Genomic DNA, 14528 nt, shown 5'->3' on the forward strand with positions numbered 1-14528 from the left:
GCGACTCAGTCACCGAGACGCCCGACGCCGCCCATGAAGACCGCGCGCTCGGCGTCCTCCGCGCTCTCCGGGGTGTCCGGTCGCCACTCGGGCACCCAGACCACGCCGGGGTCGAGCAGCTCGAACCCGTCGAAGAGCGCGGTCAGCTCGGCCCGGCTGCGCACTGACAGCGGGTTGTCGGTGCGCCGGTAGACCCGCTCCGCCTCGGCGCGTTCGTCCTCGCTGCGCCCGTCGTCGCTGGCCTGCGACAGCACCAGGAAGCTGCCGGGCGCCAACGCGTCCCGCAGCGTCCGCAGCAGCTCCGCCGGCCGGTCGTCGTCGGAGACGAAGTGCAGGACGGCCACCACCATCACAGCCACCGGTTGGCTCAGGTCGAGCAGCTTGCGGACGTCCGGATGGGCCAGGATCGCCTCCGGGTTGCGCAGGTCCTCCTGCACGACCGCGGCCTGCTCGTTGCCGGCGAGGATCTCGCGGCTGTGCGCCACCGCCACCGGGTCGACGTCCACATAGACCACTCGCGACCGCGGGTCGAGCTGCTGGGCGATCTCGTGCACGTTGCCGACGGTCGGGATGCCCGAACCGATGTCCAGGAACTGCCGGATCCCGGCGTCGGCGAGGTGGTGCACGGCCCGGCGCAGGAACGCCCGGTTGGCCTGGGCCATCAACGGCGCCTCGGGCACCGCGGAGACCATCGCCTGCGCCGCGGCCCGGTCGGCGGCGAAGTTGTGCGAGCCGCCGAGGTAGTAGTCGTACATCCGCGCGACGCTCGGGCGCTCGATGTCGATGGTGTCGGGTGCCCAGTCCGGCCGCTGCATGCGTTTCACCCCTCGAATCCGCGATGCGAGCATCGTCGCCCGCGCGGGTATTGTGCACCCGCCACGCACGCCAGACCATAGCGCGCCGAAGGTTGCCCGCCGACGTCGGTCGATGCGCGACGGTCCGCGCCGGGGAGAAGCTGGCGCGGACCGTCGGTCGCGTCGTCCCGCTCGACGAGCGGGAGACCTGTCAGAACTTCGGCGCGTCCGGTGCCTCGAGCAGGCCGAGCCGGAGTGCGGTCATCAGGGCCTGAGCCCGGTTGGCCGCGCCGAGCTTCTCGTAGAGCTTCGAGATGTGCGTCTTCGCCGTGGACTCGCTGACGAACAGCTGCTTGGCGATGCCCGCCACGCTCATGCCGTCCGCGAGCAGCCGCAGCACCTGCCCCTCCCGGGGAGACAACTGCGGACCGGACGGGGCGAGCCGGCGCTTCATCGCCTCGGCCAGGTCGGCCGCGGTGAACGCGCTGGGGGAGGAGGCGGCGTGCCGGGCCGCGGCCACCACCTCGTCGGCCGGGGCGGTCTTCGGCACGAAGGCGCTCGCGCCGGCCTCCAGGGCCCCGAAGAGCTGGTCGTCGCCGGCGTACATGGTCAGCACCACGATGCCCATCGACGCGCTGGACTTGCGCAGTGCGCGGGTGGCCTCCAGGCCGCTGCCGTCGGGCAGCCGCAGATCCATGATCACCACGTCCGGCTGCAAGGCGCCGGCCTGGCGTACCCCCTCCGCCGCCGTGGCCGCCTCACCGACGACCTCGAACTGGCGGTCGCGCTCGAAGGCGTGCCGCAAACCCTTGCGAATCAGGTCATGATCGTCGACAAGGAGGACCTTGGTACGGGTGGCCGGTATCGGACTTGTGGTCATCCTCGGGTTACTCCCCTTCTGGTGCTGCGCTGCCGCGCACGTTATCGCGCCGGGCCGAGGTGCCGAGAACCACCGCCACAGTCGTGCCGCTGGGTTGCCGCGGCCTGATCTCCAACCGGCCCCGGATACGTTCCGCCCTCTCGGCCATGATCGCAAGACCGTACCGCCCGTCCGGGCGCTGGTCAGCCATCCCCTGACCGTCATCCGACACTTCTATTTGCGCGTACGGGGGGTCGATCTCACACGTGACCCACAAATTCGACGCCCCGGCGTGCTTGCGCGCGTTGGTCACCGCCTCCTGCGCGATGCGCAGCAACTCGGCCTCGGTGGCGGCCGGCAGCCGGGCGGTGGACTCGTCCAGCGACAGGTGCACCCGCAGCCCGCCGGACGAGCCCACCGTGCGCGCGTACTCGGCGATCGCCGCGGCCAACCCACCCTGCCGGTCCACCTCGCTGCGCAGCTCGAAGAGGCTCAGCCGCAGCTCCTGGATCACCCGGGTCACCTCGCCGCGCAGCGTACGCAGGGCCTCGGCGGTCTCGTCGGCGTCGTCGAAGACGGTGGCCAGGGCGTTGTCGATGCCGTAGCCGACCATCACCAGCTCCTGGGCCACCCCGTCGTGGATCTCCCGGGCCAGCCGCTGCCGCTCCTCGTTGGTGGCCAGCGAGCGCACCTCGTCGAAGAGCAGCGCCGCCTCCAGCCGCAGCGCGGCGGGGCGGGTCAGCGCTGTCACCCGGGACACCACCGGCGGCGGGTACGCCTGCGCGACGTCGGCCTCCAGCACCACCAGCCCCACGGTGCGCACCCCGGCGACCAGCGGAATGATCAGCGCGGACACGTCGCCGCCGCGGTGCGAACGGGACTGCGACCGGGCGGCGGTGGTGGCCTGCTGGGTGGCCCAGGCGTCGGCGATCGCCGAGTCCGCGTCCAGCGTCGTCTCCCAGTCCACCCGGTCGACGCCGGCCTGGGCGAGCACCACGAGCCGACCCCCGCCGCTGGCCGACAGCACCGCGCCCCGGTCCGCGCGGGCCACAGTGCGCAGCTCCTCGATCAGGTGCTCGGAGATGCCGCCCGGGTCCAGGGTCGCCCCGGGAAGTTGCCGGGCCACAGTGCGCAGCTGGGTCAGCAGCCGGGTGGCCTCGGCGTACGGCTGGGGTTTGCCCTCACCGCGGACCGCCATCACCCGGTGCAGCGTGCCGGCGGCGTAGAGCCCCAGCGCGGCCAGGATCAGCCACTGCGCGCAGACCGCGAGGTAACCCAGCTGGCCGAGCTGGGGCCCACCGTCGACCCGGGTCAGCGCGCCGCTGAGCAGCAGGGTGACGGCAGTGACCACGAGCAGCGCGGCGCCCTCCGGGAAGCGGCGGCGCAGCGCGGTGACGGTCACCGGCACCGCCAGGTAGGGCAGCACCGCCGACGCGCCCAGGCCGTCGACAGTGCCGCCGATGGACGCCACCGCGGCGACGTGGCTCGCGGCCAGCCCCAGCACCACCACCTCGGCCACCCGGCCCAGTGGGCCGACCAGCCGGTGCTGCGGTGCCAGCAGCGACGGCAGCCCGGCCACCGCCAGCAGGGCGATCCACCACAGCTGGGTGACGTCGCGGGTGGCGAACAGGGTCAGGATGGCGACCAGGGCCAGCATCACCAGGCGGGCGGCCGCGGCGAGGGGATGCGGGTGCGGTGCGGTGGCTGTGGATGCGGGCACGTGACGGATGGTAGTCAGCCTCGGTAGATATCGGCGATCTCCGCCGCGTACGTCTTGTGGACAACCTGGCGCTTGACCTTGAGCGACGGGGTCAGCTCGCCGGTCGCCTCGGTGAAGTCGTGGGGCAGGACCCGGAACACCTTGATCGCTTCGGCCTTCGACACGGCCTGGTTCGCGGTGTCGATCGCGGCCTGGATCTCCTTGCGGAGGCCCTCGTGCTCGCGCAGCTGCTCGAGGGTGGTGTCGAGGGGCATCCCGGCGTTCTCCAGCCAGGTCGGCAGCGCCTCCTCGTCGACGGTGACCAGCGCCGCGATGAACGGCTTCCGGTCACCGACCACGACGCACTGGCTGATCAGCGGGTGCGCCCGAACCAGGTCCTCCAGCACCGCCGGGGCGACGTTCTTGCCGCCGGCGGTGACGATCAGCTCCTTCTTGCGGCCGGTGATGCTCAGGTAGCCGTCGGAGTCGAGCTGGCCCAGGTCGCCGGTGCGGAACCAGCCGTCGGCGCTGATCGTCTCGGCGGTCGCGGTCTCGTTGCGCCAGTAGCCCTGGAAGACAAGCTCGCCGGAGATCAGGATCTCGCCGTCGTCCTCGATTCGCACTGTCACGCCGGGCAGCGGACGGCCGACGCTGCCCATCCGGGTGCCGCTGGGCAGGTTCGCGGCGGCGGCGGGCGAGGTCTCGGTGAGGCCGTAGCCCTCCAGGACCGTCACGCCGATGCCCCGGAAGAAGTGGCCCAGGCGGGCGCCGAGCGGCGCGCCGCCGGAGATCGCGTCCCGGCACCGTCCGCCGAGCGCGGCGCGCAGCTTGCGGTAGACCAGCCGGTCGAAGACGACGTGCTGGGCGCGCAGCGCCAGGCCCGGTCCGCCGGGGGTCTCCAGCGCCTCGCTGTACGCGATGGCCACCTGCTCGGCGCGGGCGAAGATGCCGCCCTTGCCGTCCGCTTCGGCCTTCTGCTTGGCGGCGTTGTAGACCTTCTCGAACACCCGGGGTACGGAGAGCACGAAGGTCGGCCGGAACGCCTGCAGCTCGGCGACCAGGTTCCTGGTGTCGGCGCAGTGCGCCATGGTGGCTCGCGCCTGCACGACGCCGATCTGGATGAGTCGGGCGAAGGCGTGCGCCAGCGGGAGGAAGAGCAGGGTGGTCGCGCCGGCGTTGAACAGGTTCGGCAGCACCGGCACCGCGTTGGCGATGTCGGCGTACATGTTGCGGTGGGTGAGCACGCACCCCTTGGGCCGGCCGGTGGTGCCGCTGGTGTAGATGATCGTGGCCAGGTCGCCGGCGCGGACGGCCTTGCGCCGCCGCTCGACCTCGGCCAGCTCGACAGTGGCGCCGGTGGTGACCAGCTCGTCGACCCCGCCGCTGTCGATCTGCCAGACCTGGCCCAGCTCGGGCAGCCGGTGCCGGACACCGGCGATCAGGGCGGCGTGCGCCTCGCTCTCCACCACTACGGCGACCGCGTTGGAGTCCTCGAGGATCCACGCGGCCTGCTCGGCGCTGGACGTCTCGTAGATCGGCACGGTCACCGCGCCGACGGCCCAGATGGCGTAGTCCAGCAGTGTCCACTCGTAGCGGGTGCGGCTCATCAGCCCGACCCGGACACCGGGCTCGATGCCGGCGGCGATCAGCCCCCGGGCCACGGCGGCCACCTCGTCGCGGAACTGGAGGCAGGTCACCTCGGTCCAGGCGGTGACGGCGCCGTCGGCGCTCGCGGTGGGGCGGGCGAACTGAACGGTGTCGGGCGCGACTTCGGCGTTGTCCCAGACCGGATCGGTGAGGTTGGCCGCGTCGCCAACTGTGACGATCGGCGGGACGGAGAACTCGCGCACCTGCACTCCTTCGTGCTCGCACTGGCTGGGCCGGCCGCCGCCGTGGCGTCGGCATGTGACGAAACCTACCCGGCGGGCGGTCGGGGTGAGACATCCAGGAGGCGGGTAGCCTCCCCCCATGGCGGACTCCTCCACCCAGTCGATCATCATCGGCGCCGCACCGGATCGGGTGACGGCGGTCATCTGCGACTTCGCGCGCTACCCGGAGTGGACCGACGCCGTACGTCGTGCCGAGGTCGTCGAGGAGTACGAGGACGGCTACGCCAGTCAGGTGCGTTTCACCATCGACGCCGGGGTCATGGCCGACGAGTACGTGCTCGCCTACTCCTACGCCGAGGACCTGTCCCGGATCGAGTGGCACCTGGTCGCGCCCTCGAAGATGCAGAAGGCCCAGCGTGGTTCGTACGACCTGGTGGGTAACCCGGACGGCAGCACCACGGTGACCTACACGTTGGAGGTCGACCTGTCGGTCGGCATGCTCGGGATGTTTCGGCGCAAAGCCGAGAAGATGATCATGGACACCGCGTTGAAGCAGCTCAAGCGCCGGGTAGAAGCAACCGGTGCGGCGCAGTGACGTGTCCGGTGGCACGGTAGAGGAGCCGACGGTGGGCGGAACAGATCCGGGTTCGGCCCGGGAAGAGGCGGAGCGGCTGGTCGCCACCCTGCTGGCGGGGGCGCGACTGGCCTCCGCAGGCTCGGCGGGCGGCGCGTTCGGCTCGTTGGGCGGGATGCTGTCCGGTGTCCTCGGTCACAGCGCTGGCCCGGACGCACGCTCGGGCACCGGTGGTGCTTTCGCCACCGGTTCGGCGGAATGCTGCGTCTGCCCGGTCTGTCGGGGCATCGCCGCGTTGCGGGACCCGAGTCCGGAATTCGCCGAACGGCTCGCGACCGGCGCCGGTGACCTGGCCGCGGGCGTCGCCAGCCTGCTCCGCGCGTTCTCCCCGGCGGAACCGTCCGCGCCGAGCCCCGCCGAACCGGCCGCGGAGCCGACCGCCCCACCCTCGCCGGCAGCCACCGCGAGCACTGACGACGTGTTCCCCGCGCCGGCGCCGAGCGCCCCGCCCACCGCGACCGCCGACGACCACGTGTGGCGCGATGCCACCCGCACCGGGCATGATTCTCAGCCGGCGCCGGAGCGGGATGTCTGGTCGGTCGCCACCCGGACGGCGGACCCACTCGCCCCGGCCGCCGTACCACCCGTCGACGAGGCCGGGACGGCGACCGTACCGGCACCGACCACCCGTCCCGTGGTGCCCGCCTCGCGGGTGCCCGATGACGCCGACGCGGAAGCATCGGGCGACGGCGCCTGAGCGCGGGACCTTCCGACCCGGACCGGCACTGGGCCGGGACCGGGGCCGGACAGCACAGCAGAGGGGGGCGGTAGCGGTGACGCTGACCATCGGAGTCGACGTCGGTGGCACGAAGGTGGCCGGCGGTGTCGTGGACGACACCGGCGCGGTCCTCGTGCAGACCCGACGGGACACTCCCGCCGATGACGTGGCCAAGACCCGCGACGTCATCATCGAGTTGGTCGGCGAGCTGGCTGCCGGGCGGACCGTCGAGGCCGTCGGCATCGGCGCGGCCGGTTGGATCGACGCCAGCCGTTCGACGGTGCTCTTCGCTCCCAACCTGGCCTGGCGTGACGAACCGCTGCGCGAGTACGTCAGCGAGGCCGTCGGGCTGCCCGTGATCGTGGAGAACGACGCGAACGTCGCCGCGTGGGCCGAGTTCCGCTACGGCGCGGCCCGCGACGCCGACGACTCGATGATCATGTTCACCATCGGCACCGGTGTGGGCGGCGGCATCGTCCTCGGCGGCGACCTGATGCGCGGCGCGCACGGCATCGCCGCGGAGCTGGGCCACATGCTGGCAGTGCCGGACGGGCACCAGTGCGGCTGCGGCCGGCTGGGCTGCATCGAGCAGTACGCCAGCGGCAGCGCCCTGGTCCGGTTCGCCCGGGCCGGCGCCCGGCAGGAGCCCAACCGGGCCGCCGCCCTGCTGAAGCTGGCCGGCGGCGAGGCCGAGGCGATCACCGGCCCGATGGTGACCGCCGCCGCGCAGGGCGGAGACCCGGTCTCCGCCGAGGCGTTCGCCCAGATCGGCCGGTGGCTGGGCACCAGCCTCGCCGACATGGCGCAGATCCTCGACCCGCAGACCCTGGTGGTCGGCGGCGGGGTGATCGACGCCGGTGACCTGCTGCTCGGCCCCACCCGTCGCTCGTACCTCGACGCGCTCGCCCAGCGTGGTCGCCTGCCGGTGGCCGAGGTGCTCCCGGCGGAGCTGGGCAACAGCGCCGGGGTGATCGGCGCCGCCGACCTGGCCCGCCGGATCTGAGGCGGCCGGGATGGGCGTGCCGCTGCGCGTGGTGTCGTACAACATCCACAGCCAGCGCGACGACACCGCCGCCCTGGCGGCGGTGGTCCGGGCCGCGACGCCGGACGTGGTGATCGTGCAGGAGGGGCCGCGCCGGTTCCGGTGGCGGCAGAAATCCGCCACGTTGGCCGAGTCGTTCGGTCTGGTGGTGGCCGCCGGTGGGCTGCCCGCCCTGGGCAACCTGCTCCTGACCAGCCTGCGGGTCCAGGTGCTGGGCACCCGCTGTCAGCGCTTCCCGCTGACCCCCGGCCGGCACCTGCGCGGCGCCGCGTACGCCGACTGCCGGGTCGGTGACGCCCGGTTCACCCTCGCCGGCTCGCACCTGTCCACCGACCCGGCCGAGCGGCCCTCCCAGGCCACCGAGTTCAAGCGTGGCCTGGACGCGGCGACCAGCCCGGTGCTGGCCGGGGCGGACCTCAACGAGGGTCCGGACGGGCCCGCCTGGGCCACCGTGTCGCGCGGGTTGACCGACGCGGCGGTGGCCGCCGATCGGGCCGAGCGGCTCACCTACTCCTGCGCCGACCCGCGCCGGCGCATCGACGCGCTCTTCGTCGACCCGCGGATCACAGTGGTCGACTACGACGTGGTGGACACCCCGCAGACCCGCCGGGCCAGCGACCACTTCCCGGTCCTGGTCGACCTGCTGCTGCCCACCACCGGCTGACCCCCGACACCGGCCCGGCAGTCGGCGGGTCCGGTTCAGGACTGGACATCCGGCCCGGTTGTGGAGAGGATTTCGCGGCGACCGGCACGCCTGCCGTACCAAAAGGAGATGTCCCCGGTGTCCACCTCCACCGACCACGGCCGGCCCGACCCGGAGGCGACCTCGCCAGCGTCGAACAGCGACGGCCGTCCGGTCTCCGACCGGGGCGACACGGTCTGCGTCATCGGGGCCGGGGCCAGCGGCCTGACGGCCATCAAGAACCTGCGCGAACACGGGTTCGGCGTGGACTGCTACGAGCGGGAGACGGGCGTCGGCGGCGCCTGGAACTGGCGGCACGACCGCAGCCCGGTGTACGCCAGCACCCACCTGATCTCGTCGAAGCCGTTCACCCAGTTCCCCGACTTCCCGATGCCGGACTCGTGGCCGGACTACCCGCACCACGGTCAGCTGCTGTCCTACTTCGAGCGGTACGCCGACCACTTCGACCTGCGCTCGCACATCTGGTTCGGCACCGAGGTGATCCGGGTCGAGCCCGTCGAGGGCGATCGGTGGGACGTCACCACCCGCTCCACCGGCGGGTACGGCCCCGAGCGCACCGCCCGGTACGCCGCCGTGGTGATCGCCAACGGCCACAACTGGTCGCCGAAGCTGCCCCGCTACGAGGGCCTGGAGGAGTTCCGCGGCGAGATCATGCACGCCTCGTCCTACAAGGACCCGGCGCAGCTGCGGGGCAAGCGGGTGCTGGTCGTCGGCGCCGGCAACACCGGTTGCGACATCGCCGTCGAGGCCGCCCAGCAGGCGTCGCGCTGCTGGCACTCCACCCGGCGCGGCTACTGGTACGCGCCGAAGTACGTGCTCGGTCGCCCCGCCGACCAGGTCAACGACAGCCTGTTGGCGCTGCGGGTGCCGCTGCGGGTGCGGCAGTGGCTCTACCACTGGACGCTGCGGCTGACCGTCGGCGACCTGACCCGCTTCGGCCTGCCCAAGCCCGACCACCGGGTGTACGAGACGCACCCGATCGCGAACAGTCAGCTCGTCTACTACGTGGGCCACGGCGGGATCGGCCCGGTGCCGGACGTCGCCCGGTTCCACCCGTACGCCGTGGAGTTGGCCGACGGTCGTGAGATCGACCCCGAGGTGGTCGTCTTCGCCACCGGTTACCTGCCGCGCTTCGAGTTCCTCGACGCGTCGGTGTTCTCCGACAGCGCCGGAGCGGGCCGGCCCACGCTGTGGCTCAACGCGTTCACCCCGGGGCACCCGACCCTGGCCGTCGCCGGCCTGCTGCAACCGGACTCGGGGCTGTTCACACTGTCGCACTGGCAGACGGTGCTCTTCGCCCGGCTGCTACAGGCCCGTCGGGACCGGCCCGAACGGGCCACGGCCTTCGCGTCTCGGGTGCGGGACCGGGCCGGGGAGCGGTACTCCGGGCCGGTCAAGGACAGCAGTCGGCACTGGTTCGAGGTCGGGCACGCCGACTATCTGCGCGCCATCCAACGCGCCCTGGTCGAGCTGGAGGGCAAGTGAGCCGCCAGCCGCATCGTCGCGAACGAGAGGCAGACCAGTGAGTGAGCTGCGGATCATGCGGGGCCGGGAGTGGTCCCGGCCGGTCCGGCCGGCCCGGCGGGAGGTGCTCAGCGCGGTCCCCGAGCTGGAGGAGGGGCGTCCGCCGCTGCTCTTCGTGCCCGGGTTCGGGCACGGCGCGTGGGCGTTCGCCGAGCACTGGTTGGGTCACGCGGCGTCGCGGGGGTTCCCGGCGTACGCGGTGAGCCTGCGTGGGCACGGTGGCAGCGAGCCGGCGCCGGAGGCGACGCTGCGGGCGTACGCCCACGACGTGGTCCAGGTGGCCGCGAGCCTGCCGCGGCAGGCGGTGCTGGTGGGGCACGGCGCCGGGGCTCTGGTGGTGGCGCACGCGTTGGCCCGCTACCCGGCGCGGGGCGCGGTGCTGGTGGCGCCGGTCTTCGGCGGCTGGGGTGTGCTGGGCACGGCGTTGCGCCGCAACCCGGCGGGCACGTTGCCGGCGGTGTTCGGCGGGCCGTTGCGGCTCAACCGGGGGCAGTTGTTCAGCCGCGACCTGCCCGACGAGGAGGCCCGGCGGTACGTCGGACGCCTCGGTCGGGCGGGTCGGCGGGCGCAGTGGGCGCTGCTGGGTGAGCCGGAGGCCGAGCCGGCCGTGGGCGCGCCCCCGGTGTTGGTGCTGGGCAGCCCGGACGACCGGGTGGTGCCGGCGTCGACGTTGACCCGGGTGGCCCGCCGCTACGGGTCGGCCCCGCTGCTCTTCCCCGGGATGGGCCACGACCTGATGCTGGACGCGCGGTGGGCGGAGCCGATCGACGCGATCCTGGACTGGCTGGAGAAGGAGCCGGCGGCGCACTGAGGCGCCGGGCCGCCGGCGGTCAGCCGCCGGGCTGGTGGACGGCCGGGCTGCCGGTCGGGGTGGCCGGCCGGGGCACCCGTGCGGTGCCGTCGGAGCCGGCGTCGGTGCTGGTCAGGCGACTGACCAGGGCGCCGCCCTCGTCCAGGGCGCGCAGGTAGGAGCGGGCCCAGGCCCTGATGTCGTGCTGGTGCAGGTGGGCGCGCATTGCCCGCATCCGCTGGGTGGAGTCGGCCGGGTCGGCCCGCAGCGCCGCACGCAGGCCCTGCTTGAGCCCTTCCAGGTCGTGCGGGTTGACCAGGTATGCCTGGGACAGCTCGGCGGCGGTGCCGGCGAACTCGCTGAGCAGCAGTGCGCCCGTGTCGTCGACCCGCGCGGCCACGTACTCCTTGGCGACAAGGTTCATTCCGTCGCGCAACGGGGTCACCGCCATCACGTCGGCGACCCGGTAGAGCGCGGCCAGCTCGGCCCGGTCGAAGGGCTGGGTGAGGTAGTGGATCGCCGGCTCGCCGACCCGGCCGAACTCGCCGTTGATCCGGCCGACCTCGCGCTCGATGCGCTCGCGCAGGATCTGGTACTGGCCGACGCGTTCCCGGCTCGGCATGGCGACCTGCACCAGCACCGTGTCGCGGACCTTGACGTCGCCGCTGGCGAGCAACTCGCTGTACGCCTTGAGGCGCTGCTCGATGCCCTTGGTGTAGTCCATCCGGTCCACGCTGAGGACGACCTGCCGGGGATCGCCGAGGTCCTGGCGGAGCCGGTGGGCCCGGGCGGCCACGTCCGGGCGGTCGGCGAGCGCGGCCATCTCGGCGGTGTCGATGGAGACCGGGAACGCGCCGATGCGGACGACGCGGTCGTCGATGCCGATCCGCCGGTCGGTGGCCGGCAGCTCCAGCACCCGGGTCACCAACTGGGCGAAGTTGTGCGCCGCCTGCACCCGCTGGAAGCCGACCAGGTCGGCGCCGAGCATGCCGCGCAGCAGTTCGGCCCGGCGGGGCAGTTGCATGAACAGCTCCGGCGGTGGGAACGGCACGTGCAGGAAGAACCCGATGCGCAGGTCCGGCCGGAGCGCGCGCAGCAGACCGGGGACCAGTTGCAGGTGGTAATCCTGCACCCAGACCACAGCGCCCGGCTCGGCCACCTGCGCGGTCGCCTCGGCGAAGCGCTGGTTGACCCGCTGGTACGCCTCCCACCAGCGGCGGTGGTGCTGCGGCTGCTCCACGGAGTCGTGGTAGAGCGGCCAGAGGGTCGCGTTGGCGAACCCCTCGTAGTGGTCGCGCAGGTCTTCCGGGCTGAGCGCGACGGTGTGCATCCGCACGCCGTCCACGTCCGGCAGGGCGGGGGCCGCCCCGGTGCCACCGGCCCAGCCGACCCAGGTCGCCGGGGTGTGCCGCAGGAGCGGGAGCAGCGCGCTGACCAACCCACCCGGGCTGCGCCGCCACTCGCAGGCCCCGTCGGGGGCCTGATTGTCGTCGATGGGGAGGCGGTTGGCGACCACCACGAGAGAACTCTGTCGCATCTCGGGCATTCCGATCAGCAGAGGACTGACCGCCGCGAGCAAGGAAAAACCGGTCAGTCAGCGGGGGGAGTGACGTACAGCGGTATTCCTACTGACAGTAAGTTACACCACTGTTACGCCCCCGGCGGGGCGCTGCCGTCCCGGGATGCGGGCCGACCTCAGACGACGGCGCCGTTGTCCGGGTCGTCCTCGTCCTCGTCGCCGGGGCGTAGCCGCCAGATCAGCGTGACGAAACCGGCCAGGATGCCGGTGAACCCGAACAGCGTGACCGCCGAGCGGTCGATCGGGAGCAGCCACGGGAAGAGGAACAGCGCGAACCCGACGACCACCCCGAGCACGCCGATCACCGCGTACTTGCTGACCCGCGGCAGCGGCGGCGGTGGCGGTGGGTGGTAGCCCTCGTCGTCCTCGTCGTCGGGCAGGTCGGCGCCGAAGGTGTCCAACCCGTCCAGCAGCGACGGCTCGTCCGGTCGGGTGCCGCGCCCCACGGAGATCCCGGAGATGTCCGTCGCGGACGGTAGCCGGCGGACGTCGGTGGCGGTCGGGCCGGGTTCGTCGGTGCCGGAGCGGGTCAGCGGCCCGGAGGTCGGTTCGTCATGGGTGTCCCGTTCGTCCACGTCCTCCGAGGCCGGCCACGGGTGGTCACCGGGCGTGGAGGTGGTGTGGAAACCCGCCACGATCCGTGCCCACTCGGCGTCGATGTCCGGTTCGTCGCGCGCCGGCGGCTGCTCCGGAGCGGTCTCGTCGGCGAGTTGGGTCAAATAGTCCCGTGCGGTGGTCAGGTGCGAGCGGTCGACGTAGAGCCTGTCGACCGGCCGGGCCGGCACCGTTGTGGTGCGGGTGACCGGGTTGAGGTCGGCGGACGGCTGGAGGTAGGCGGCGATCCCACCGGCGGCCAGCACGTCGAGCAGGTGCTCACCGACGCGCGGATCGACGTCGCCGACGACGGCGTACTCGTTCGCGTCGAGCCCGTTGTCCCGCCGTCCCCGGCGGGCCCCACCCGCTGACACCCGGACATCCCCCTTAACGCGCCTTCCGGCGCGGCCACCGCTGCCCTTCGGCGCCCGTGCGCACGCCGTGCTCTGAATCGTGACACGTCCGGACCCGGTTCCGGGAGTGCGTTGTGTCGCGTCTTCCAAAGTCAGAGCCCCTGCCGCTGGTCACGACGGGGGTTCTTTGTCGGTTTTTGCTAATCCCTTGCTAACAGGAGGCCGCACCGGATGACGTTGCTCGCCTTCTCGTCGACCGCCCGCACGGCCCTGCTGTGGTTCCCCGGAGGCAGTTGGGCGTACTCCCGACGATCCATCCCTCAGCTCGGTGGTTCGACGGCCCTTCGGTGGTCCGGCGGGCGGATCGGGGTCGAGCCTGCTCACAGCGAGGGCGTCCGAGGAGGTTGGCCGAACCCCCTGGGCCTCGCGATCTTGCACTTCCTGCGGCGGCATAACGAACACTGCCCCCCATCCCGGCAGCCGAAACCGCAAGATCGCCGGAGCGTCCGACCGGGCCTGCGTCGATCATGGAGCTGTGGTGCCTCACAAAAGTGGCGGACATGGAGCTGTCGCCCACCACAACTCCATGATCGGCGGGGCGGGGCGGGGCGATTCGTCCGTTGTGGTGAGAGCGCCCGCTTCGTAGGCTCGGCGGCGACGACGACGGCTGGCGCTGTCGCGGGCACACCACGGGAAAGGACGCCGGTGCTCTACTGGCTGCTGAAGTACGTCATCCTCGGTCCGCTGCTCAAGCTGATCTTCCGCCCGCAGGTGGAGGGCCTGCGCAACGTGCCGGCGACCGGCCCGGTGATCCTGGCGAGCAACCACCTCTCCTTCTCCGACTCGATCTTCACACCGTTGATCACCGCCCGGAAGGTCACCTTCGTCGCCAAGGCCGAGTACTTCACCGGCAAGGGGATCAAGGGCTGGCTGACCAAGATGTTCTTCGTCGGCACCGGCACGATTCCGGTGGACCGTTCCGGCGGCCGGGCCGCGCGCGCCGCCCTGGACACCCAGTTGCAGGTGCTGCGCGCCGGGGGAGTGGCCGGCATCTACCCCGAGGGCACCCGCTCCCCGGACGGGCGGCTCTACCGGGGCAAGACCGGGGTGGCCCGGCTCGCCCTGGAGAGCGGCGCGGTCGTGGTGCCGGTGGCGATGCTCAACGCCGACGAGATCCAGCCGCCGGGCAAGCTCATCCCCAAGATCGATCGGGTGAAGATCCGGTTCGGGGCGCCGCTGGACTTCTCCCGTTACGCCGGGCTGGCCGGCGACCGGTTCGTCGAGCGCGCGGTCACCGACGAGATCATGTACGAGTTGATGGAGCTCTCCGGTCGGGAGTACGTCGACGTCTACGCCCAGAAACTCAAGGACCCCGTGCCGGCGCCGCTGGCCGCCTGAGCCACCGGCCTG

13 protein-coding genes are annotated in these 14528 nt (G+C 72.5%); 7 read left to right on the top strand and 6 right to left on the bottom strand.

The genetic code is table 11. The features are described 5' to 3' along the window. Positions 1-5: 5 nt before the first annotated feature. The 4 genes from ABZS40_RS07635 to ABZS40_RS07650 form a co-directional block, all read right to left on the bottom strand. Positions 6-815, bottom strand: a complete 810-nt coding sequence (locus ABZS40_RS07635; RefSeq protein ID WP_354942591.1) for an SAM-dependent methyltransferase — start codon at positions 813-815, stop codon at positions 6-8. A 190-nt stretch (positions 816-1005) separates the two neighbouring features. Next, the gene (locus ABZS40_RS07640; RefSeq protein ID WP_030337723.1) at positions 1006-1674 is read right to left on the bottom strand and encodes a response regulator transcription factor; all 669 of its coding nucleotides are present in this window, start codon (positions 1672-1674) and stop codon (positions 1006-1008) included. A 7-nt stretch (positions 1675-1681) separates the two neighbouring features. Then, positions 1682-3373 carry a GAF domain-containing sensor histidine kinase gene (locus ABZS40_RS07645; RefSeq protein ID WP_354942535.1) on the bottom strand — a complete coding sequence of 564 codons (1692 nt, stop codon included), beginning with the start codon at positions 3371-3373 and terminating at the stop codon, positions 1682-1684. 14 nt (positions 3374-3387) lie between these two features. Next, on the bottom strand, positions 3388-5202 hold the full coding sequence (locus ABZS40_RS07650) for a long-chain fatty acid--CoA ligase (RefSeq protein ID WP_354942536.1): 1815 nt from the start codon (positions 5200-5202) through the stop codon (positions 3388-3390). A 118-nt stretch (positions 5203-5320) separates the two neighbouring features. Between ABZS40_RS07650 and ABZS40_RS07655 the strand changes: the two genes are divergently transcribed. From ABZS40_RS07655 to ABZS40_RS07680, 6 genes are all read left to right on the top strand, one after another. Then, on the top strand, positions 5321-5776 hold the full coding sequence (locus ABZS40_RS07655) for an SRPBCC family protein (RefSeq protein WP_354942537.1): 456 nt from the start codon (positions 5321-5323) through the stop codon (positions 5774-5776). A gap of 31 nt (positions 5777-5807) precedes the next feature. Beyond that, entirely contained in the window at positions 5808-6512 is a 705-nt protein-coding gene (locus ABZS40_RS07660) for a hypothetical protein (protein ID WP_354942538.1), read from the top strand. Positions 6513-6588: 76 nt separating this feature from the next. Next, the gene (locus ABZS40_RS07665; protein ID WP_354942539.1) at positions 6589-7536 is read left to right on the top strand and encodes an ROK family glucokinase; all 948 of its coding nucleotides are present in this window, start codon (positions 6589-6591) and stop codon (positions 7534-7536) included. A 10-nt stretch (positions 7537-7546) separates the two neighbouring features. Further along, a complete protein-coding gene (locus ABZS40_RS07670) occupies positions 7547-8239 on the top strand; it encodes an endonuclease/exonuclease/phosphatase family protein (RefSeq protein ID WP_354942540.1) in 693 nt (230 codons plus the stop codon). Positions 8240-8356: 117 nt separating this feature from the next. After that, complete coding sequence (locus ABZS40_RS07675; RefSeq protein ID WP_354942541.1) at positions 8357-9763, top strand: NAD(P)-binding domain-containing protein; 1407 nt, start codon at positions 8357-8359, stop codon at positions 9761-9763. Positions 9764-9818: 55 nt separating this feature from the next. Further along, a complete protein-coding gene (locus ABZS40_RS07680) occupies positions 9819-10613 on the top strand; it encodes an alpha/beta fold hydrolase (protein WP_354942592.1) in 795 nt (264 codons plus the stop codon). Positions 10614-10632: 19 nt separating this feature from the next. Here the strand turns inward: ABZS40_RS07680 and ABZS40_RS07685 are convergent, their stop codons facing one another. Beyond that, the gene (locus tag ABZS40_RS07685; protein WP_354942542.1) at positions 10633-12129 is read right to left on the bottom strand and encodes a trehalose-6-phosphate synthase; all 1497 of its coding nucleotides are present in this window, start codon (positions 12127-12129) and stop codon (positions 10633-10635) included. A gap of 158 nt (positions 12130-12287) precedes the next feature. Then, the gene (locus tag ABZS40_RS07690) at positions 12288-13139 is read right to left on the bottom strand and encodes a DUF308 domain-containing protein (protein ID WP_354942543.1); all 852 of its coding nucleotides are present in this window, start codon (positions 13137-13139) and stop codon (positions 12288-12290) included. Positions 13140-13823: 684 nt separating this feature from the next. Here ABZS40_RS07690 and ABZS40_RS07695 point away from each other — a divergent pair. Further along, the gene (locus ABZS40_RS07695; RefSeq protein WP_354942544.1) at positions 13824-14516 is read left to right on the top strand and encodes a lysophospholipid acyltransferase family protein; all 693 of its coding nucleotides are present in this window, start codon (positions 13824-13826) and stop codon (positions 14514-14516) included. Positions 14517-14528 lie beyond the last annotated feature (12 nt).

The sequence above is a fragment of the Micromonospora sp. NPDC005324 genome, assembly GCF_040607155.1.
GTDB lineage: Bacteria > Actinomycetota > Actinomycetes > Mycobacteriales > Micromonosporaceae > Micromonospora > Micromonospora trifolii.